Consider the following 21,043-nt stretch of genomic DNA (forward strand, 5'->3'; position numbering starts at 1 on the left):
CCGGGGGGTCCCCGGCCACCGAAGGGCCGGGGGCCGGGGGACCGGCCCCCGGGAAGGGGGCCGCCGACGCCGGGCGGGCGGCCCGGGTCGATGAACGTCATCTCGTAGGGAGCAGTGCGCATGGACCGCGACATCACCTTCACCGATGCCGACGCGGACGCCTACGAGGTGCTCAGGCGCAGGCTCCGGGAGCAGGCGGACGAGCTGGTGCGGCGGGCCGAGGCGCTCGACGCGCGGCGGACCGAGGAGTTCGGGTCCACCGGGCTGCACCTGCTCGCCACCGAGCAGGTGTCCACGGAACACGCCTCGGTGGCCCGTGACCTCGTCCCCGTGGGCGGGCGCCTGCTGTTCGGCTTCGAGCGCGGCCCCGGCGCACGCGGGGAGGCGGGCGTCGGCGACGTACTCGTCCTGCGTGAGCCCGGTCTGGAGGAGACGGACGCGGGGCTGCTGGACGACGAGGCCTTCGTACGCGAGTTCGCCGGCCTGCACCGTTACTACCGTGACGCCCGGCTGCTCCGGTTGCGACGGGTCAACGGCCGTCTGCTCGCCGTGTTCCGCACCGGGGAGACCGCCGAGGACATCCGCGTCCTGCGCTGGGCGCTCGGCCCGGACGGTGCGCCCGGGGCGTTCCTGGACGCCCGGGGCGAGCGCGACCACGTCTTCCCTCCCTCGCACGACTTCACGTGGACGCCGGTGGGCCGGGACGCCCACAGGCCCGGCCGGCATCCGCACATCGCCGTCCTGGACACCGTCTTCGTGGACACGCTGAGCGGCACCCTGACCGTCAAGGCGGTGGACGACACCGAGTCCCCCGAGGGGATCCACGAGGAGCCCGTCGACGAGCCGCTGCAGTCCCTGGCGGACGCCGCCGTCGAGTACGCCGTGGCGGGTCCGCTGATCCTGCTGCGGGTGCGCCCCTACAAGGAGGAGGCCTGGCGTCACCTGGTCTTCAACACCCTGCTGTCGACCGTGCTGCGGCTCGACGCGATCGGCCCGTCCTGCCTCCGGCTGCCCGAGGACCAGGGGATCATCTTTCCCGGCGGCTACCACCTCACCACCGGCAGGACCAAGACCTTCGACACCGCGGGGGAGTTCGGTGACCCCGTCCTCGAAGGCACCGTCCGCTCGCCCAACGGCGAGGACGTGCTCTACGTCTTCCGGTCCCGGGACGAGGACCGCACCCTGCTCCTCCCCTACAACCTGATCCGCCAGGAGGTCGCCACCCCGCTGCTCGGCCGGGGGCACGCCCTCCTCGACGACGGCACGCTGTTCCTGCTGAAGGACGGCGCCGACGGGCCGGCGCGGGTGCACCACCTGCAGCGCTGGCAGACCCCCTACGTCTCCGACACCTACGCCGCGTCCCGTCCCCCCGGCACGGGCCCGATCGCCCGGACCGGCAACGCCGACCTGGTGCGCGGGATCTCCGACTGCCTGGCCCTGGCGCACGGCGTACGGGACATGACCCCGACGACGGCGGTGTACAGCAGGCTCGTCGCCGACTGCACCCGCGCGGGGGACCGTTACCACTGGCTCGCCGATCCCGCACTGGGCGCGCTCACCGAGCCGTTGGAGGCCCTGGGGGCCACCGCCCGTCAGGTACTGGCCGAGTTCGAGACGGTCCAGGAGCTGACCGGGCAGGCCGCCGCCGCCCTCGACGAGGCCGTCGCCGGGCTCACCGCCCTGGTCCGCCGCATCCGGGGCGAGGCACCGCGCTCGGCGGCCGCGTGGGTCGAGGGGCTCACCGAACTGCGCAGGTCCCACGGACACCTGGCGACCCTGGCGGACATGCGGTACGCCGACACGGACCGCATCGCCGCGCTCCGCGAGGAGACCGGACGCGATCTGGAGACGGCCGCACAGCGGGCGGTCGCCTTCCTCGCCGGGGAGGACGCGTTCGCCGGGTACCACGAGGACCTCGGGCGGATCACCGCGGCCGCCGGCGAGTCGGAGACCGTCGCCGAGGCCACGGCAGCCGGGGACCGGCTCACGGAGATCACGGACGGCCTCGGGACGGTCACCGAGGTCGTCGCCGGGCTGGACATGGGCGACGCCACCGTCCGCACGTCGGTCCTGGAGCGGATCGCCGAGGTCCTGGGGGGCGCCAACCGCGCCCGGGCGACACTCGACGCCCGGCGCAGGGAACTGGTGGCCCGGGAGGGACAGGCCGAGTTCGCCGCGGAGTTCGCCCTGCTCGGCCAGGCCGTCACCGGGGCCCTCGCCTCGGCGGACTCCCCCGACTCGTGCGACGAACAGCTGGCCCGGGTCCTGCTCCAACTGGAGAACCTGGAGTCGCGCTTCGCCGAGTCCGGCGACTTCCTGGCGCGGCTCGCCGAGCGCCGAACGGAGGTGTACGAGGCGTTCTCGGGCCGGAAGCAGACGCTGCAGGAGGCCCGTGCCGGGCGTGCGGAACGGCTCGCGGAGTCCGCGGTCCGGGTCCTGGAGACCGTCTCGCGTCGGCTGGCCGGACTGGAGGACCTGGACGCCGTCCACACGTACTTCGCCTCCGACCCCATGGTCGCCAAGGTCCGCCGCACCGCGGACGAGCTCCGCTCCCTCGGCGACCCGGTGCGCGCCGACGAGCTGGACGGCCGGCTGAAGGCCGCCCGTCAGGAGGCGGGGCGCGCCCTGCGCGACCGGAGCGAGCTGTACGCGGACGGCGGTTCCGTGATCCGGCTGGGAAGCCACCGGTTCGCGGTGAACAGCAGGCCGTTCGACCTGACCCTGGTCCCGTCCGGGGACGGGATCTCCTTCGCGCTCACCGGCACGGACTACCGGGCTCCGGTCACCGACCCCGAGTTCGCGGCGACCCGCGCGCACTGGGGCCGACTGCTGCCCTCGGAGACGCCGGACGTCTACCGCGCCGAGCACCTGGCCGCCCGGCTCCTCGACGAGCACGGCGCGGACGCCCTGGCCGGCGCGGATCTCGCCACGCTCGTGCGGGAGGCGGCAGCGGCGGCGTACGACGAGGGCCATCAGCGGGGTGTCCACGACGAGGACGCCCTCGCCGTCCTGACCGTCCTGCTGCGGCTGCTCGCCGGCGCGGGCCTGCTGCGCTTCCCGTCGTCGGTGCGCGCGGCGGCCCAGCTGTTCTGGGCGCACGAGGCCGACGAGGACCTGCGGACGTCCTGGACACGGCAGGCCGCCTCACTGGCGCGCGCCCGCGACACCTTCGGCCTCGCTCCGGCCGTCGCCACCCTCCAGGCGGAGTGGGCGGCGGCGATGGGGGCGCCGCACGAGGTCGCCGCGTACCTCTTCGAGGAGCTGGCGTGCGGCCCCGCCGGTTTCGTCACGAGCGCGTCGGCCCGCACACTGCTGGACAAGTTCCGCCGCGCGGTCGGCACACCGGCGTACGACGAGGACCTGGCCGCACTCTCCGGGGACCTCCCGGCCAGGCGCGGACTGGTGGAGGGCTGGCTCACCTCCTACGCCGCGGCGAGCGGCCCGGACGTGGACGCCGGGGACCTCGCCGAGGCGGTCGCCGTGGAGCTCTGCCCGGAGCTGGAGCGGTACGACTGCGACGCGCCGCTCACCGCGACCGTGGAGGGGCTCCTCGGTGACCACCCGCGCGTGGAGCGGGGACGGCTGCCGGTCCGGCTGGACGAACTGCTCGCCCGGACGGCCGAGTTCCGCGCCCGTACCGTGCCGTCCTTCCGCGCCTACCAGCGACTGCGCACCACCCTGGTCGCGGCCGAACGCTCCCGGCTGCGGCTGGAAACCCTGCGGCCGCGCGCCATGGCGGCGTTCGTCCGCAACCGGCTGCTGGACGAGGTGTACCTCCCGCTCATCGGCGACAGCCTGGCCAAGCAGCTGGGCACCGTGGACGCGGACCGGCGCACCGACTCGCAGGGCCTGCTGCTGCTCATGTCGCCGCCCGGCTACGGCAAGACGACCCTCGTGGAGTACGTCGCGGAGCGGCTGGGGATGGTCCTGGTCAAGGTCAGCGGACCGAATCTCGGCCACGAGGTGACGTCGCTCGACCCGGCGCTCGCGCCCGGCGCGACCGCCCGCCAGGAGGTCGAGAAGATCAACTTCGCTTTCGAGGCGGGCGGCAACACGCTGCTCTACCTGGACGACATCCAGCACACCTCGCCGGAGCTGCTCCAGAAGTTCATCCCGCTCTGCGACGCCACCCGTCGCGTCGAAGGGGTGTGGGACGGGCAGCCCCGGAGCTACGACCTGCGGGGCAAGCGGTTCGCCGTGGTGATGGCGGGCAATCCGTACACCGAGTCCGGTGCCAGGTTCCGGATCCCGGACATGCTCGCCAACCGGGCGGACGTCTGGAACCTCGGCGACGTCCTGAGCGGCCGGGACGAGGTCTTCGCCCTGAGCTTCGTCGAGAACGCCCTGACCGCCAACCCGGTCCTCGCCCCGCTCGCCGCCCGCTCCCGGGGCGACCTCGACCTGCTGGTGCGGCTGGCCGCCGGCGGTGTCCCCGCCGCGGGGGCCGCACAGCTGGAGCATCCGTACGCTCCCGCCGAACTGGACCGGATCCTCTCCGTACTGCGTCACCTGCTGACCGCCCGGGAGACGGTGCTCGCGGTGAACGCGGCGTACATCGCCTCGGCCGGGCAGTCGGACGCCGGGCGTACCGAGCCGCCGTTCCGTCTGCAGGGCTCGTACCGCGACATGAACAAGATCGCGCAGCGGATCGTGCCCGTGATGAACGACGAGGAGCTCGCCGCCGTCATCGACGACCACTACGCCGGTGAGGCCCAGACACTCACCACGGGCGCCGAGTGGAACCTGCTCAAGCTGGCCGAGCTCCGGGGCACGTCGACCCCGGCCCAGGCGGAGCGCCGGCAGGCGGTCGTCTCCGCCTACCTGCGCGTCCAGGCCCTCGGCGGCCCGGAGGGCGATCCCGCCTCGCGCGCGGTCGGGGCGCTCGGGCTGCTGGCGGACCGGCTCGCTGCGGTCGAGGCCGCCATCGAGCGGGCCGCGGGCCCCCGCCGCCCGGACACGGGCCCACGTCCCCGTCACGCGATGATCACCGACACGCCCGACTGAACCGGAGGTGGCAAGGCATGCTGGGTTCCGTGTCATCACTTCCTCAACAGCCCCAACGTCCCCCGAGCAGCGGCCACATGGTGGTCTGCGGCGACGACACCCTCGCCCGCCGGCTCGCGGTCGAGCTGCGCTACGTGTACGGGGAGCGGGTCACGCTCCTCGTCCCGCCGGGACGCGACACCCGCAGGCCGGAGCTGCCGCTGACCCAACGGGCACGCGCGGGGGCCCTGTTCGGACGGATGTCGGCGGCGATGAGCCGTAACGGAGGCGGCGGGGACGGCGACACCAACGCCGGGGTCGAGGCTGTCCGCATCATGGAGGCGCACGAGCCCTCCGACGAGGTGCTGGAGGACGCGGGCGTGGACAGCGCCGCCGCGCTCGCGCTCGTCTACGACGACGACGAGCTGAACATACGGGCCGCCCTCACCGCACGCCGGCTCAATCCCCGTCTGCGCCTGGTTATCCGGCTCTACAACCGCAAGCTCGGCCAGCACCTGGAGACGCTCCTCGACCAGGCGGCCGCCGTCTCCGTGCCCGGCCTCGACGCCGCCGCGATGGACGCCTCCACCACCGTCCTGTCCGACGCCGACACCGCGGCGCCCGCGCTCGCCGCCACCGCGCTGACCGGGAGCAGCAAGGTGATCCAGGCCGAGGGCCTGCTCCTGCGCGCCGTCGAACGCACCCCGCCCCGCCCGGGCGAACTCGCCGACCCCGGACTGTGCACGCTGGCCCTGCTCTCCTCCACCAGCCAGGACCCGGCCGGCGCCGAGGGCTCCGACAGCAGCGGCGACGAGGGGCCCCAGCTGCTCCCGGACCGGGCGACGGTCAACGCCGCCACGGGCCGGGGCACGATCGTCCTGGAGGCCATCAGCCAGGCGGGGCCCGACCGGGCGCCGACCCGGATGGGAGGCAGGGGCGCACCGCTCGGCACGGTCTTCTCGCGACGGCTGAGGTGGTCGGCGCTCGGTGTCGCGGCGGCCGTCGTCGCGCTGGCCGTCGCCTCGGTGATCACCACGGGCGACAGCCCGGTGCACGCCGCCTATCTGACCCTGCTCGACCTGCTGGCGATGGGTGACCCCGCGGTCGAGGACACCGACACCGACTCCCGCCAGATCATCCAGCTCCTCTCCGGCATGGCCGGGCTCCTGCTGCTGCCCCTGCTGGTCGCCGCCGTCCTGGAGGCCTTCGGCTCGTTCCGCAACGCCTCCTCGCTGCGCCGCCCGCCGCGCGGTCTGTCGGGCCACGTGGTGCTGCTGGGGCTGGGCAAGATCGGCACGCGGGTCCTGGTCCGGCTCCGCGAGCTGGACATCCCGGTGGTGGTCGTCGAGGAGGACCCGGAGGCGCGCGGCATCCCGCTGGCCCGCAGCCTGCACGTCCCCACGGTCCTGGGTGACGTGACCCAGGAGGGTGTCCTGGAGGCGGCCAAGATCCGCCGGGCCCGCGCCCTGCTCGCCCTGACCAGCATCGACACGACGAACCTCGAAGCCGCCCTGTACGCACGCTCGTTGAAGCCCGACCTGCGGGTGGCCCTCCGGCTGTACGACGACGAGTTCGCCACCGCCGTCTACCGCACCCTGCGCACGGCCCACCCGGGGGCCCTGACCCGTTCCCGCTCCGTGTCGCATCTGGCCGCGCCGGCGTTCGCGGTCGCCATGATGGGCCGGCAGATCCTGGGAGCGGTACCGGTGGAGCGCAAGGTGATGCTGTTCGCCGCCCTGGAGGTGTCGGGGCATCCCCAGCTGGAGGGCCGGACCGTGGACCACGCGTTCCGGGCGGGTGCCTGGCGGGTCCTGGCCCTGGACGCCACCCCGCCCGCCGACCGGCTCCCGGACCTGGCCGCCGTGCCGCCGTACGACCCGCTCGGCCCCACCGGCCCGGGAGCCCCGGACCGGCCCTCCGGCCTGGTCTGGGACCTGCACCCGGGCTATGTGCTGCGTCCCGAGGACCGGGTGGTCATCGCCGCGACCCGGCGCGGCCTGGCGGAGCTGCTGCGCGGACAGCGCGCCGGGGCCCGCCGCTGAGCGACGGCGGCGGACCGGGACGGGAGCAGGGCCGGGAGGGAGGGGGGCCGGCCGCGGCCGGTCAGCGGAACATTCCCATCGCCTCCCGCACCTCCTCCAGGGTCGCCTCGGCCACGGCGTTCGCCCGCTCGTTCCCGGCGCGGAGCACGCCTCGTACGTACCCCATGTCCTGGGCGTACTCGGCGCGCCGGGCGCGGATCGGGGCCATCGCCGTGTTGACGGCCTCCGTCACGGTCCGCTTGAGACCGGCGGCTCCGCCGTCGCCGATCTCCTCGGCGACCGCGTGCGGGTCACGGTCCAGGCAGAGCGCCGCCAGCAGCACCAGGCTCGACACCCCCGGCCGCCGCTCGGGCTCGTAGGTGATGTGCCGTTCGGCGTCGGTGGTGGCGCCCCTGACCAGCCGGGCGGTCTCGTCGGCGTCGGCCCCGAGGGCGATGGAGTTGCCCCGGCTCTTGCTCATCTTGGTGGCGTCGGTGCCGAGCAGCAGGGGTGCGGCGGAGAGCAGCGCGTCGGGTTCGGGGAAGACGTTCCCGTAGCGCTCGTTGAAGCGTCTGGCCACGGTGCGGGTGAGCTCCAGGTGCGGCAGCTGGTCCTGGCCGACGGGCACGAGGTTGCCCTTGCAGAACAGGATGTCGGCGGCCTGGTGCACCGGGTAGGTGTACATCAGCCCGCTGACGGCGGACTGCCGGGAGTGGGCGATCTCGTCCTTCACGGTGGGGTTGCGGCCCAGCTCGGCCACGGAGACGAGGGACAGGAACGGCAGCAGCAGCTGGTTGAGCGCCGGGACCGCGCTGTGGTTGAAGACCGTCGCGCGGGCGGGGTCGATCCCGATGGCGAGGTAGTCCAGCAGCAGCCCCTCCACGTGCTCGGTGAGCCGCTCGGCGACGTCGCGGTCCGTGAGGACCTGGTAGTCGGCGATGAGCACGAAGACGTCCACGCCGAGGTCCTGGAGGCGCACCCGGTTGTGGAGGGTGCCGAAGTAGTGCCCGAGGTGCAGGGCCCCGGTGGGCCGGTCCCCGGTGAGGACACGGAAGCGGCCCGGGTCACGGGCGAGCTGCGCCTCCAGTTCGGCGCTGCGGCGCACGGCGGGGCTGACGGGCAGGTCGGTGGTCATGGTCACGGGGGTCTCCTCGCCGGTGGTGTACACGGGAAGGACGGCCCGCCGTGGGGCGCCGGGGCAACAGGAAGGGCCGTCCATGTCGAACGGCCCTGGTTCCGCGCAGATGAAGGTGGCCGCTCCTAGGAGGAGCGCCACCAGTTCCGGCACGGTACGGAGGTCATGCCGTCGAGTGTAACGGGCACCGGTCCCCCGCGCCCGGGTTTCCCCAGGGTGTGACGGGGTCGCGCGGGCCCTTCGGGGCGGGCGGAATAGGTGGAGGGGGTTCCCCGTTGTAGGGTGTGTTCACATAGTTCAACATTCAACCACTCTCGCTCAACGCTATTGGAGGCGGGCGCCATGCAGTTCGGGATCTTCACCGTCGGGGATGTCACCACCGACCCCACGACCGGTACGACACCGAGCGAGAACGAGCGGATCAAGGCGACCCTCGCGATCGCGCTCAAGGCCGAGGAAGTGGGCCTGGACGTCTTCGCGACCGGCGAGCACCACAACCCGCCGTTCGTCCCGTCCTCGCCGACGACCACGCTCGGCTACATCGCCGCCCGCACCGAGAACCTGATCCTCTCCACCTCCACCACGCTGATCACCACCAACGACCCGGTGAAGATCGCCGAGGACTACGCCACGCTCCAGCACCTCGCCGACGGGCGCGTCGACCTGATGATGGGCCGCGGCAACACCGGGCCGGTCTACCCCTGGTTCGGCAAGGACATCCGTCAGGGCATCCCGCTCGCGATCGAGAACTACGCGCTGCTCCACAAGCTGTGGCGCGAGGACGTCGTCGACTGGGAGGGGAAGTTCCGCACCCCGCTGCAGTCCTTCACCTCGACCCCGCGCCCGCTGGACGGCGTCCCGCCGTTCGTCTGGCACGGCTCCATCCGCTCGCCGGAGATCGCCGAGCAGGCCGCCTACTACGGTGACGGCTTCTTCCACAACAACATCTTCTGGCCCATGGAGCACACGAAGAAGATGGTCGACCTCTACCGGCGCCGCTACGCCCACTACGGGCACGGCACCGCGGAGCAGGCCGTCGTGGGCCTCGGCGGTCAGGTGTTCATGCGGAAGAACTCGCAGGACGCGGTGCGGGAGTTCCGCCCGTACTTCGACAACGCGCCGGTCTACGGCCACGGGCCCTCGCTGGAGGACTTCACCCAGCAGACCCCGCTGACCGTCGGCTCCCCGCAGGAGGTCATCGACCGGACGCTGTCCTTCCGTGAGGAGATCGGCGACTACCAGCGCCAGCTCTTCCTGATGGACCACGCGGGGCTGCCGCTGAAGACGGTCCTGGAGCAGCTCGACATCCTGGGCGAGGAGGTCGTGCCCGTACTGCGCAAGGAGTTCGCCCGTCTGCGCCCGGCCGGAGTGCCGGACGCCCCCGTCCACCCGGCGGTCGCCGCCGCCCGTGCCGCTGCCGCCGCCGACCCGGAGGAGATCCGATGACCATGCCCGCCACGGCCCCCCTGAGGATCGTCGCCGTCGCCGCCGGTCTCAGCAGCCCCTCGTCCACCCGGCTGCTGGCCGACCGGCTCGCCGAGGCCACTCGCGAGGCGCTGGAGTCCGGACAGGACCGCCGCGTCGAGGTCGAGGTCGTCGAGCTGCGCGACCTTGCCGTCGACATCGCCAACCACCTGGTCACCGGCTTCCCGCCGGCCGCCCTGAAGAAGGCGATCGACGCGGTGACCGGGGCGGACGGCCTGATCGCGGTGACGCCCGTGTTCACCGCCTCGTACAGCGGGCTGTTCAAGTCGTTCTTCGACCTGGTCGAGAACACCGCCCTGACCGGCAAGCCCGTCGTCGTCGCGGCGACCGGCGGGACCCCCCGGCACTCGCTGGTCCTGGAGCACGCGATGCGCCCGCTCTTCGCCTACCTGCGGGCCGTGGTCCTGCCGACCTCCGTGTACGCGGCGTCCGAGGACTGGGGTTCGCACGGGGACGAGTACACCGATGGGCTGCCCTCCCGGATCCGGCGCGCGGGCGGCGAGCTCGCCTCCGCCGTGACCGGACGGACCGTCTCCGGCGCCTCCCGGGCCCTCACCGTCGACGACGGTGAGGACGCGGTCGTCCCGTTCGCCCAGCAGCTCGCCGGTCTCCGCGTCGGCTGACCGGACGTCCGGTGGCCCTGCGGGGCCCCCGGACGTTCCGTTTGGCTAGAGTTGGAGACGTTATGCCGTAGATGTTCGAGCACTCCGGAGGCAGACATGGGCAGGATCGTCGTGGGCGTCGACGGGTCGGACGCATCGATCAAGGCGCTGCGCTGGGCCGTACGCCAGGCCGAGCTGACCGGCGACACCGTCGAGGCGGTCAACAGCTGGGAGTACCCCGCGACCAGCTGGGGCTCCCTGATGCCGGGCCTGCCGGAGGACTTCGACCCTCAGGCGGTGGCGACGGTGGCGCTCAACGAGGCGCTGGAGGAGGCCCTCGGCGCCGAGGGCGCGGCGGCGGTGGACAAGATCGTCGTGATCGGCAATCCCGCTCTGTCCCTGCTGGAACGCGCCAAGGGTGCGAACCTGCTGGTCGTCGGCGCGCGTGGGTACAGCGGGTTCAAGGCGACCCTGCTCGGCTCGGTCAGCCTCCACGTCACCCAGCACGCCACCTGCCCGGTCACCGTCGTACGCGACTGACCCCGCCGGGAGGCCCGGCCGCGCCACGTCGTGCTGCCGCCGGCCGGACGCCCGGAGGCCGCCGGACCCGGTCCGGCGGCCTCCCGACGCGCCCCGACGGGCCCGCGGGTCAGTCCTCGCGCGTGTAGTAGGCGTAGAACATGGTGCAGGTCATCCCGGCGGCCAGCACCAGTCCGAGCAGACCCGACGCCAGCACACTGTTGCCGTGCAGGCTGTAGAGGAAGCCGATCGCGCCCCCGGTCAGCACGCCGTACGCCGCGGCGCGCAGCTCACGCGGCAGGGACCAGCGGACCCGCACGAGTGCGTAGCAGAGCGCGGCGAAGGCCACCCCCGAGATCACACCGAGCCAGATCTGCCCGTCGGTGGTGGTTCCGCCGTCCCGCTTGATGAAGAAGGCCCAGAAGCCGAGGATCACGCCCAGGACGAGGGGCATCGCCCAGGAGAGCGCGGTCCTCCCGTGGTGCGCCGGGGTGGTCGGCCGCGTCCGTCGGCGCACCGGCATCGTTGCGTGTGTGGCCATGGCGCACAACTCCTTACGTCCGCCCCCCGACCCTGTGTCCCTCCAGCGCACACCCGGCCGGGGCGCCCGGCAACTCGAATGGCGTACGGCCCCCGGCGCTCCCGCTCCGCACGGGATTGGCTGGTGCCTGTGCGGACCTATCTCTCAGCGGCCCTGTCGGCGGTACTACTCGTCCTGCTCACCCTGCTGGTCCCGTTCGCCGCTCTCTCGGCCTGGGTCGACCTGGAACTCGACGACACCGACCGCTATCTCGCGGCCGTCTCCCCGCTGGCCTCCGACGCCGAGGTGCAGGACACCGTGGCCGCCCTGGTCACGGACGAGGCGATGAAGAAGATCGACCTCGGTCCCCTCCAGGACACGGCCGAGCAGTTCCTCCACGAAACCGCCCTGTCGTTCACCCGGACCGAGGCGTTCCGGCGCGCCTGGGACAGTGCGAACCGGACGGCGCACCAGGCGGTGACCGCCTCGCTGCACGGGGAGGACGGGCAGGCGGTCACCATCGAGCTGGCGCCGGTGATCGAGGAGGTCAAGAAGGAGCTGGTCGACGACGGGGTGCCGTTCGCCGATCAGATCCCGGTCGTGGAGACCTCGATCACCGTGCTCTCCGCCGACCGGGCCGACGAATTGCGGTCCTCGTTCCGGTGGCTGCGGTACTGCAGCGTCTGGCCGGCCGTCGGCACGGTGGTGCTGCTCGTCCTGGTGGCCGGTCTCGCGTTCGTGCGCGGGGGCCGCCGGGCGGGCCTGACGACCGTGGCCGTGGCGGGCGGCGGGCTGGTGCTCGGCGCCCTCCTGCTGCGGATCACCGTCGCCGTGGGGCGCGACCGGGTGCTGGACCAGGTACCGGGTACCGACCGGGGCGGAGCCGCCGCCGTGTACGACGCGCTGACCGCCTCCCTGCGGACGACCGTGTGGATCGTGCTCCTCGCGGGGGCGGTCCTGGCCGTCGTCGGCGTGGTCGGACGGGTCATGACGAGCAGGCGGGCGTAGCGGGGGCCCGCCCAGGACCCGAGGTGCGGGGGTGCGCGGGCCGGGCGACAGTGGGATGCAGTGAGAGCAGGGGGCGAGTGGAAGGTCTGCGGTATGCGAGCCATCGCCGTCAGCGCGTTCCGTGCGGAGCCAGGCCTCGTCGAACTGCCGAAGCCTGATCCCGGGGCGGGCGAGGTGCGCGTGAAGGTCGAGTACGCCGCACTCAACCCGCTCGACTGGCAGACCCTCGACCGAGGGACCCTCGACCAGCAGACCGCGGACGGTACCCCGCCGGGTGCGTCCCCCCACGTGTTCCCGTTCGTCCTGGGCACCGACTTCGCGGGCCGGGTCGACATGATCGGCAGCGGCGACAACCGCTTCCGGGTGGGTGACGCGGTCTTCGGCCGGGTGACGGCACCCCCGCCCGGCCGCTGCGGGGCGTACGCCGAATACCTGTGCGTCCCCCAGGACTCCCCGATCGCCCTGGTCCCGCGCGACATGCCGCTGCACGCCGCCGCAGCGCTCCCGTCGGCCGGGACGACCGCCGCGCAGATCCTGTCGAGCACGGCGGTGCGCAGCGGGCTGAGCCTGCTGGTCGTCGGGGCGACGGGCGGCGTCGGCAGCTTCCTGACCCAGCTCGCGGCGGCCCGTGGAACAGCGGTCGTGGCCGCCGTACGGGGCGACGAGGGGCGGCGCATGAAGGCGCTCGGCGCCATCGCGACCATCGACACGACCCACGGCCCCGACGCCTCGGCGTCCGCGGTGCGCGCCCTGTACCCGGAGGGGGTCGACGCACTGGTCGACCTCGTCTCCACGGACACCCGCTCGTTCGCCGCGTACGCCGCCCTGCTGCGGGACGGCGGGGTCGCGGTCACCACCCGGAGCGTGGCGGCGCCGCCGGGGGTCGCCTGGTCCGACTACCGGCTCGCCCCCACCGCCGCGTTGCTGGACGAACTGGCGTCGGCGGTGGCACGCGGCGAGCTGGAGGTGCCCATCGACATGGAGCTCCCCCTGGAGAAGGCGCCGCAGGCCCTCACCCAGAACCGCGCGGGCGGGGCCCGCGGCAAGACGGTCTTCGCCGTCTGAAGGACACCGGCGAAGATACGGCCGGCCGGTGAGGTGGAGGGCCACCGGAGTCAGGGGGCGTCGGGCTCGCGCCGGCCACGCGGGGCCTGGAGGCGTTCCATCTCGCGGCGGTCCCGCTTGGTCGGCCGGCCCGTGCCCCGGTCGCGGACCGGGACCTGGACCGCCGCCTCCCGGGGCGGCGGGGGCGGGCTGTTGTCGACGAAGCACTCGGCCGCCACCGGCGGGCCCACCCGCTTCTTCACGATCTTGGAGACGACCACGATCCGGTCCCGGCCCGCGTGCCTCAGCCGTACCTCGTCGCCCGCCCGCAGGGCCTGGGCGGGTTTCGCACGCTCGCCGTTGACCCGGACGTGACCCGCCCGGCAGGCGGCAGCCGCCTGCGACCGGGTCTTCGTCAGCCGGACCGCCCAGATCCAGGCGTCGACCCGGACGCTTCCCTCCGCCTGCGGCGCCTCACCGGAAACCATGCGTACGACTCTAGTGCGGTGAGGCGCCCCGGACGGGGTCAGGAACCGAAGTCGCCGATGACCTCGGACATGTTGTAGCTGTACATCTCACGCTTGCACCCGGGACACGTGGTGGTCGGGGCGTGCTCGCCGAGGGAGTAGAGCTGCGGGGCGAAGCCGTCGCCCCGGCCGTGCGCGAGGTAGAAGTCCTCCGGCCCGATCGACGACTGCAGCACCTTCGGGTTCGCGGCCAGCTGCGGCGTACCGCCCACCGTCTGCGGCGTGGCCTGGAGGAGCCGCCCGTTGCTGGACGCGTTGCTGCGGTGGAAGTACCACGTGCCCTCGTAGCGCGTGACGCCCTGGATCTTGTGCCACAGGTCCTCGCCGTTGAAGGCGGTGCCCGCCGGCAGCCCGTAGGCGAGGTCGGCACTCGCGGTCGTCCCCGCCGCACCCTCGACGGCGGCGGTCAGAGCCGTCATCGGGTAGGTGCCGACACGGCCGGTGCTGTCACCGCCGTTGTTGTGGTTGCAGTACTCGCCGAGCACCAGGTGATCCGTGTCCGTCCGGTCCAGCGAGATGTACGAGGCCTTCGGGCGACCGGTGGAGTAGCACTGGTTCCCCTTGGTGGACCCGCCGTTCTTCACCGTGGTGAACTTCAGCGTGGCGACCTGGGGCATCACGTACCGGTAGCCGTAGGAGTACCAGACGTTGCTCTGACGGCCCACCCGCTTCTTGTCCAGCACATCACTGACCAGGCCGTCCGGGGTCGGGTCGTTGACGTCGGCGTCGTTGTCCGGGTTGAGGTCCATGATCTTGCGCAGGTCGAAGACGCGCATGCCGTTGGCGGTGTCGGCCACGTACAGGTAGTTGCCGTACCAGACCATGCCGCCCGCGTGAATGCCCTGCTGCGCCGCGCAGGAGGCCGTCACGCCGGAGGTGCATGTGCCCTCGCGCGCGTGGAGCGCGTCGAAGGAGATGTGGTCCTTGGAGTTGACGTAGGGCCAGACCAGCAGTACATGGCGGTACATCTGGGTGGCCTGGTTGAAGAAGCTGACCCGGATGCCCTTCTCGTTGCAGGCGTCGGACACGGCGTCCTGGACGCAGTTGTCCCGGCCCGACGTGTAGTCGCTGCGGCCCGGGTTGGAGTCGTCGTAGCCGGCCACGGCGATCGGCTCGGCGTTCGACGAGCCCCAGTCCTCGTCCTCCTGCGCGTCCGAGACGCCGGTGATCGCCTGCGGGCTCCACTCCGTGGACGTGGCGTCGTCGTCCTTCCAGCAGATGCGGTGGTTCACGGCGAGGTCGGGGCCGTAGATGCTCTTGCTGCCGCAGGCGCCCTCCCAGCCCGCTGGGCGGTTGGCCTGCTCCATGAGCTCGGTCAGGCCCTGCTTGGGCAGCGCGGCGTCCAGGTCGTTCACCAGGCCGGTGAGGGAGGAACCCGCCGTCAGCTTGAAGTCCCCGGCACGGCCGGGGACCGGGGCCGGCAGCACGTCGGCGGGGGCCAGGCCGGAGACGGAGCCGTCGGGGCCCGTCAGGTCGTCCTGCTCGCCCTCGGGGGCGTCCTCGAAACCGTCGTCCGGCATGCCCTCGTGACCGGGTACGGGGTCGTCGGCGGCGACGGTGCCCGGGGCTCCGGCAGGCGTGGCGGCGGCGCCCGCCGCCGGCACGAATGCCGACAGCAGGGCACCCGCCGCCACGGCACAGGCCGCGAGACGTGTCCTGCGGGATGGTTGTCCCATGTGGGGGCCCTTCGTGAGTGCGGGTGGATCCGCCGGCGCACCTGATCCGTGATCAGGTGCGCCGGCCGGTCACGCTAGCCGCACGACTCGGCCCCTCGTAGGCACATTTGGACGACACCCATCAGGCGTGCACCGTACGGGCACAGGCCGTAGGGCCGCTTCCGCTTCGGACGCTTCAGACGCTTCAGACGCTTCAGACGCCGATGTCGCCGCCGTCCTTGCGCCAGACCGCGACGACCGACGGGCGGACGATCCGGCCCGGCCCGTCCGGCCAGGTGCTCGCCGGCTTCTCGACGGAGGCACCGTCGACCTCCCCCGGGTGCTGGACGGCGACGAGGACGCGCCGGTCCTGGATCACCGGCCCGCAGGTCTCCGCGCCGGTGGGGACGGTCAGGAACTGCTTCAGCTCACCGCGCCGTTCGCCCAGCGTCGCCACGCCGAACAGGCCGTCGTGCGAGCCGAGCTGGTTCCCGTCCGTCGAGATCCACAGGTTGCCGTGGTCGTCGAACGCCACGTTGTCCGGGCACGAGATGGGGCTGACCTTCTCCTTGGGGAAGCCGGAGAAGTACGTCGACGGGTCCCCCGGGTCGCCCGCGACGAGGAAGAGCCGCCAGGCGAAGCCGTCGCCCGCGGGGTCGTCCCAGTGCTCGGCGAGCTCCAGGATCTGGCCGTGCTTGTTGGCGTTGCGCGGGTTGGCCTCGTCTGCGCCCGCCTTGCCCGCCTTGCCGCGGTCGGTGTTGTTGGTCAGGGCGACGTACACCCGGCCGGTGCGCGGCGAGGGCTCGACGTCCTCGGGGCGGTCCATCTTCGTCGCACCGACCTTGTCACCGGCCAGACGGGTGAAGACGTACACCTCCTCGGCCGTCATGCCCGGGACGTGCGAGGTCGTGCCCGTGGCGAGCGGTATCCAGACGCCGCTCCCGTCGAACTCGCCGTCGGACGGCAGCTTGCCCGTGCCGTCGAACTCCGCGGCGGGCGAGTCCCCGGTCAGCTTGGCGACGTACAGCGTGCCCTCGTCGAGCAGCGTCAGGTTGTGCTCACGGGCGGCCCGCGAGTCGCCCTTCTTCATCCGCTTGCTGGAGACGAACTTGTAGAAGTAGTCGAACCGTTCGTCGTCGCCCATGTAGACCACGGGGCGGCCGTCCGCGGTCAGCCGGGGCTGCGCGGCCTCGTGCTTGAAACGGCCGAGCGCGGTCCGCTTGCGGGGCGTCGAGTCGGGGTCGTACGGGTCGAGCTCGACGACCCAGCCGAAGCGGTGCGCCTCGTTGGGCTCCTGCGCCAGGTCGAAGCGCTTGTCGAACCGCTCCCACTTGCGCTCCGTGGCGCCCGTGCCGATGCCGTACCGCTTGTCGGTGTCGCTGGAGCCGTTGGCGAAGTACTGGTTGAAGTTCTCCTCACCGTGCAGCGTGGTGCCCCACGGAGTGGTGCCGCCCGCGCAGTTGTTGAGGGTGCCGAGCACCTTGCGGCCGGTCCGGTCGGCGGAGGTGCGGAGCAGCGGGCTGCCGGCCGCCGGGCCGGTGACCCGGAACTCGCTGGTCGCGGTGAGACGGCGGTTCAGCGGGTGGCGGTTGACCGGCGCGAGCTTGCCGGTGCGGTTCTCCTCCTGGACGACGACCACGGAGAGTCCGTGCGCGGCCCAGGCGATCTCGACCTGCTCACGGGTCGGACTGGCCGGATCGTATCCACGGAACATCAGGATCTCGTCCGTGTACTCGTGGTTGGCGACCAGCACCTGACGGCCGCGCTCACCCCGGAGCGGGAGCAGGGAGAGGAAGTCGTTGTTGTAACCGAACTGGCCCGCCTGCGCCTTCGCGGACTGCTTGTCCGGGTCGAAGGCGGGAGCGCCGCGCAGGATCGGTTCGCCCCAGCGGATCACGACGTTCTGGCCGTAGCCGTCGGGGATCGTGACCCGGTCGTCCTTGTTGGGCGCCACGGCCGCGAAGCGCAGGCCCCGGGCGCCCGGAGCGGTGGGCTTGGGCTTGGGCTTGGAGCCCGGACGGCCCGTGAGCGGCGCGGCCTCGGCGACCGGAGCCGCCGGACCCGCGAGAGCGGCGGTGCCCGCGGCCGTGGCCACGGTGACCACGGCGGCGGCGCGCATCATCGAACGGCGGGACAGGGCACCGGCGATGATGTCGCCGGCGTACTCGTTGTCGCTGGTGTTCGGAATCTCCTGGAAGCAGGCGTCACCGCAGCGGTAGCGGCAGGTCAGCGCAGAGCGCCCGCCCGGGTGCGAGCCGATGAGCGGCAGCAGGTTGCGCACGTTTTCGTCCCTCCGTCTGTGTGTCACGCGTGACGGTAGGTGCGCGTCCACGCCATACGTGGGACTGCCGGTGAACGGAGGGTGAAGTCCGGGACACCGCTGGTCTCCCGGCGTCCGGGGCCTGCCCGATAATTCGGTGAGGACTCGTTCGGAGCTCGGTCGACGCAGGGGCGGGCCGCGCCACCGAACGGCCGGATCCGGCCGCTAACCTTACGTATCCGCCCTGGCCAGGGATCAATTCCCGCAGTACGGACATTTATCGCACCCAACTCATGCGAAAGGCCTCGCCCATGGGCATTCGGAGCTTGCTGCGCAAGGTGTTCGGCCGGACGGAGCAGGACGAGCCGACCACGGCCACCGTCCCGCCCCAGGCCGAGCGCACCCAGCCCACGGAGGCGGATCCGGGGACGGCCGCGACCTCGGCGGCCGAGCCCGCGAAGGCCTCGGTGCCGGCCCCGGCCTCCCCCTCGGACCGTTCGGCCGACACCGAGCACGACAGCGGCCAGGCGTCGGACCTGGTGGCCGCGGCCTTCGACAAGGCCGCCACGTCGTCGGCACCCACGACGACCTCCACCCCCGCACCGCGGGTCCCGGCCCAGGGCACGGACCCGGAGGCGAAGCCGGCTGAGGACGCCGCTGACGCCTCGAAGGACGCCACGGACGAGACGGAGGGCGCCGCGGCGGAGAAGACCGCCGCAGCCGAGCCGGTCGCCGTGGCACCGATCACGATCGACATGGACCCGGAGCCGGAGCCGGAGGCGGAGCCCCAGGCGACACGGCGGGAGGCTGAGCCGGAGACGGTGCAGCCGAAGGCGGAGACGGAGCCGGAGACGGTTCCCGCCGTGGCACCTGCCGAGCCCGCTTCGGAGACCCCGGCGCAGACGCGCCCGGAGGCCGAGGCGGAAGCCGTGGCCGAGGCGGCAGCCCTGCCCGAGGCGCCGAAGGCCGAACCGGCAACCGAGCCCGAGGCGCCGAAGGCCGAACCGGCCGCGGAGGCGGCCGCACAGCCGGTCGCCGAGCCGGTCGCGGAGATCGTCACCCCGGCCCAGCCCGTCGCCGAGCCCGAGCCCGTCGTGGCCGAGCCCGTCGTCAGCGCCCCGCCCGTCGCCGAAGCCGCGCCCGAGGTGGCACCCGTCACCGCCGAGCCGGTCGTGGCCGAGCCCGTAGACGCCTCCGAGCCCGTCGTGGCCGAGCCCGTCGCCGTATCCGAGCCCGAGCCGGTCGTGGCCGAGCCCGTCCAGCCGGAACCCGTCGCCGCCGCCGAGCCGGTCGTCGCACCCGCCCCCGTCGCCGCCGAGCCGGTCACCCCCGCCGAGCCCGTCGTCGTGCCGGAGCCCGTCGCCGCCGCCGGACCGGTCGTCGATCCCGTCGCCGAGCCCAGGGCCCTCGCCCCCGCCGGCAGGCCCGCCGTCTCTCTCGCCAGGGTCAAGACCTCGGCACCCGGGCTCGTCGCCCCGTACAAGGCGGCGCAGGCCGCGCTCAAGGCCCACGAGCTGACCGGGCTGCGGGCCACCGTGTACCTGGTCCTCGACCGCTCCGGCTCCATGCGGCCGTTCTACAAGGACGGCAGCGCCCAGCACCTGGGTGACCGCACCCTGGCGCTCGCCGCGCACCTCGACGCCGACGCCACCGTGCCCGTCGTCTTCTTCTCGACCGACATCGACGGCACCGGTGCGATCGACCTCACCACCCACGAGGGCCGGATCGACGAGCTGAACGCGGGTCTCGGCCGGCTGGGCCGCACGAACTACCACCGGGCCGTCGAGGAGGTCGTCGCGCACTACGAGAAGTCCGGAGCCACCGGCCCCGCGCTCGTGATCTTCCAGACGGACGGCGCCCCGGACGCCAAGGTGGCGGCCAAGCAGGCGCTGGCGGACGCGGCGCGGCTGCCGCTGTTCTTCCAGTTCGTCGCGTTCGGCGAGGAGGACTCGAAGGGCTTCGACTTCCTGCGCAGGCTGGACGTCCGGAACGCCGGGTTCTTCCACGCGGGCCCCGCCCCGCGCGAGGTGCCCGACGCCGCCTTCTACCGGGAGGTCCTCGCCGGGCTCCCCGCGTGGGCCGCCGCCCGCGGAGCCGTCGCGGAGGACTGATCCACCGGCAGCCGTACGGTCACGGCGAGCCCGCCCTCCGGGCCGGGCACCGCCGTGGCCGTACCGCCGTGGGCCACCGCGATGGAACGCACGATCGACAGCCCGAGCCCCGAGCCCTGGCCCATCCGGTCCCGTCCCTCCCCGCGCCGGAACGGCTGGAAGAACCCGGCGATGTCCCCTTCCGCCACCGCGGGGCCGGTGTTGCGGACCACCAGGGCCCCCTCCGCCGACAGTGACACCTCCACCCGGCCGCCGGACACGTTGTAGCGCACCGCGTTGGACAGCAGGTTCGCCACCAGCTGCGCGAGGAGCTGCGGGTTCCCGCGCACGACACAGGGCTCGGCCGCGACCGTGATCTCCGGGCGCGGCGCCGGTGGCCGCTCCGTGGCCGCGAAGGGCCGGGCGGCCTCCTCACCCACCACCTGCGCCAGGTCCACGGGTGCGCGCTCGCTCTTCGCGAGCCCCCGTTCGCTGCGCGCCAGCACCAGCAGGCCCTCGATGAGCCGCTCACTGCGCCGGTTGTTGTCCAGCAGCGTCTGCCGGGTGCGTACGAGGTCCTCCGGCGACGGATCGTCGAGTCCGATCTGGATCGCCGCCCGCTGGGTGGCCAGCGGGGTCCGCAGCTCGTGCGAGGCGTTGGCGATGAACCGCCGCTGGCTGTCGAAGGCCTTCTCCAGCCGGGCCAGCAGCGCATCGAGCGTCTCCCCCAGCTCCTTCAGTTCGTCGTCCGGACCACTGGACGCGATCCGCTCGTGCAGGGTGTGCTCGGAGAGACGTCGCGCCTTCGCGGTCATCGCGTGGACGGGCCGCAGCACCCGGCCCGCGGTCCACCAGCCCACCCCGACGGCACATCCCGTCATGACGAGCAGGGCGGCGGCCGACCAGTACAGGAGCTCCTTGCTCGCGGCGTCACTGACGTCGTCGGTGAGGTCGTAGACCGTGGGCGGTCCGAGCCGGCCCCGTGCGTGCAGGGGGCCGTTGACCGCGAACCCGGGCTGCGCGACCGCGGCCGAGGTGGCGATGGCGCGCGCCTGCGAGTCGGTGCCCGCGCGCGAGGCCAGGTTGACCGTGGTGAGCAGAGCCGTGCCCAGCACCAGGAAGACCCCGCCGTAGACGAGGGCGATCCGCATCCGGATCGTCGAGTGGCGCACCTGGGAGGCCCCGGTCGCTCTC

General features: G+C 73.1%; 14 protein-coding genes. 8 read left to right on the forward strand and 6 right to left on the reverse strand.

Annotation, left to right across the window (positions count from 1 at the left end):
* Positions 1-120 precede the first annotated feature (120 nt).
* Together IA22_RS0106805 and IA22_RS0106810 are read left to right on the forward strand one after the other, a co-directional pair.
* Positions 121-5,004 (forward strand): DNA repair ATPase, encoded by a 4,884-nt coding sequence (locus IA22_RS0106805; protein WP_030123019.1) that lies wholly within the window; start codon positions 121-123, stop codon positions 5,002-5,004.
* A gap of 17 nt (positions 5,005-5,021) precedes the next feature.
* Entirely contained in the window at positions 5,022-7,025 is a 2,004-nt protein-coding gene (locus IA22_RS0106810) for an NAD-binding protein (protein ID WP_015577845.1), read from the forward strand.
* A 61-nt stretch (positions 7,026-7,086) separates the two neighbouring features.
* Here the strand turns inward: IA22_RS0106810 and trpS are convergent, their stop codons facing one another.
* Positions 7,087-8,139 (reverse strand): tryptophan--tRNA ligase, encoded by a 1,053-nt coding sequence (gene trpS, locus IA22_RS0106815; protein ID WP_245229551.1) that lies wholly within the window; start codon positions 8,137-8,139, stop codon positions 7,087-7,089.
* A 342-nt stretch (positions 8,140-8,481) separates the two neighbouring features.
* Here trpS and IA22_RS0106820 point away from each other — a divergent pair, with 342 nt between their 5' ends.
* The 3 genes from IA22_RS0106820 (at position 8,482) to IA22_RS0106830 (ending at position 10,766) form a co-directional block, all read left to right on the forward strand.
* Positions 8,482-9,585, forward strand: coding sequence for an LLM class flavin-dependent oxidoreductase (locus tag IA22_RS0106820; protein WP_014155318.1), 1,104 nt, complete (start codon positions 8,482-8,484; stop codon positions 9,583-9,585).
* Positions 9,586-9,587: 2 nt separating this feature from the next.
* Complete coding sequence (locus IA22_RS0106825; RefSeq protein ID WP_030123021.1) at positions 9,588-10,247, forward strand: FMN reductase; 660 nt, start codon at positions 9,588-9,590, stop codon at positions 10,245-10,247.
* A gap of 96 nt (positions 10,248-10,343) precedes the next feature.
* Positions 10,344-10,766 (forward strand): universal stress protein, encoded by a 423-nt coding sequence (locus IA22_RS0106830; protein WP_014155316.1) that lies wholly within the window; start codon positions 10,344-10,346, stop codon positions 10,764-10,766.
* Between the two features lie 109 nt (positions 10,767-10,875).
* Here the strand turns inward: IA22_RS0106830 and IA22_RS0106835 are convergent, their stop codons facing one another.
* The gene (locus tag IA22_RS0106835) at positions 10,876-11,286 is read right to left on the reverse strand and encodes a hypothetical protein (protein ID WP_014155315.1); all 411 of its coding nucleotides are present in this window, start codon (positions 11,284-11,286) and stop codon (positions 10,876-10,878) included.
* Between the two features lie 129 nt (positions 11,287-11,415).
* Here IA22_RS0106835 and IA22_RS0106840 point away from each other — a divergent pair, with 129 nt between their 5' ends.
* Together IA22_RS0106840 and IA22_RS0106845 are read left to right on the forward strand one after the other, a co-directional pair.
* Positions 11,416-12,273, forward strand: a complete 858-nt coding sequence (locus tag IA22_RS0106840) for a hypothetical protein (RefSeq protein ID WP_030123022.1) — start codon at positions 11,416-11,418, stop codon at positions 12,271-12,273.
* Positions 12,274-12,366: 93 nt separating this feature from the next.
* Positions 12,367-13,338 (forward strand): NADP-dependent oxidoreductase, encoded by a 972-nt coding sequence (locus IA22_RS0106845; RefSeq protein ID WP_030123023.1) that lies wholly within the window; start codon positions 12,367-12,369, stop codon positions 13,336-13,338.
* A 50-nt stretch (positions 13,339-13,388) separates the two neighbouring features.
* Here IA22_RS0106845 and IA22_RS0106850 read toward each other — a convergent pair whose 3' ends face one another.
* From IA22_RS0106850 to IA22_RS0106860, 3 genes are all read right to left on the reverse strand, one after another.
* Positions 13,389-13,805 (reverse strand): RNA-binding S4 domain-containing protein, encoded by a 417-nt coding sequence (locus IA22_RS0106850; RefSeq protein ID WP_015577850.1) that lies wholly within the window; start codon positions 13,803-13,805, stop codon positions 13,389-13,391.
* Positions 13,806-13,843: 38 nt separating this feature from the next.
* Complete coding sequence (locus IA22_RS0106855) at positions 13,844-15,520, reverse strand: hypothetical protein (protein ID WP_157840921.1); 1,677 nt, start codon at positions 15,518-15,520, stop codon at positions 13,844-13,846.
* Positions 15,521-15,713: 193 nt separating this feature from the next.
* Positions 15,714-17,780 (reverse strand): PhoX family protein, encoded by a 2,067-nt coding sequence (locus IA22_RS0106860; protein ID WP_030123025.1) that lies wholly within the window; start codon positions 17,778-17,780, stop codon positions 15,714-15,716.
* A gap of 290 nt (positions 17,781-18,070) precedes the next feature.
* Here IA22_RS0106860 and IA22_RS37065 point away from each other — a divergent pair, with 290 nt between their 5' ends.
* Positions 18,071-19,870 carry a VWA domain-containing protein gene (locus IA22_RS37065; protein ID WP_015577855.1) on the forward strand — a complete coding sequence of 600 codons (1,800 nt, stop codon included), beginning with the start codon at positions 18,071-18,073 and terminating at the stop codon, positions 19,868-19,870.
* Here IA22_RS37065 and IA22_RS0106870 read toward each other — a convergent pair.
* The gene (locus IA22_RS0106870) at positions 19,804-21,000 is read right to left on the reverse strand and encodes a sensor histidine kinase (protein WP_234435352.1); all 1,197 of its coding nucleotides are present in this window, start codon (positions 20,998-21,000) and stop codon (positions 19,804-19,806) included. The genes IA22_RS37065 and IA22_RS0106870 overlap by 67 nt on opposite strands.
* Between the last annotated feature and the right edge of the window lie 43 nt (positions 21,001-21,043).

This window comes from Kitasatospora papulosa, assembly GCF_000717245.1.
Taxonomy (GTDB): Bacteria; Actinomycetota; Actinomycetes; order Streptomycetales; family Streptomycetaceae; genus Streptomyces; species Streptomyces papulosus.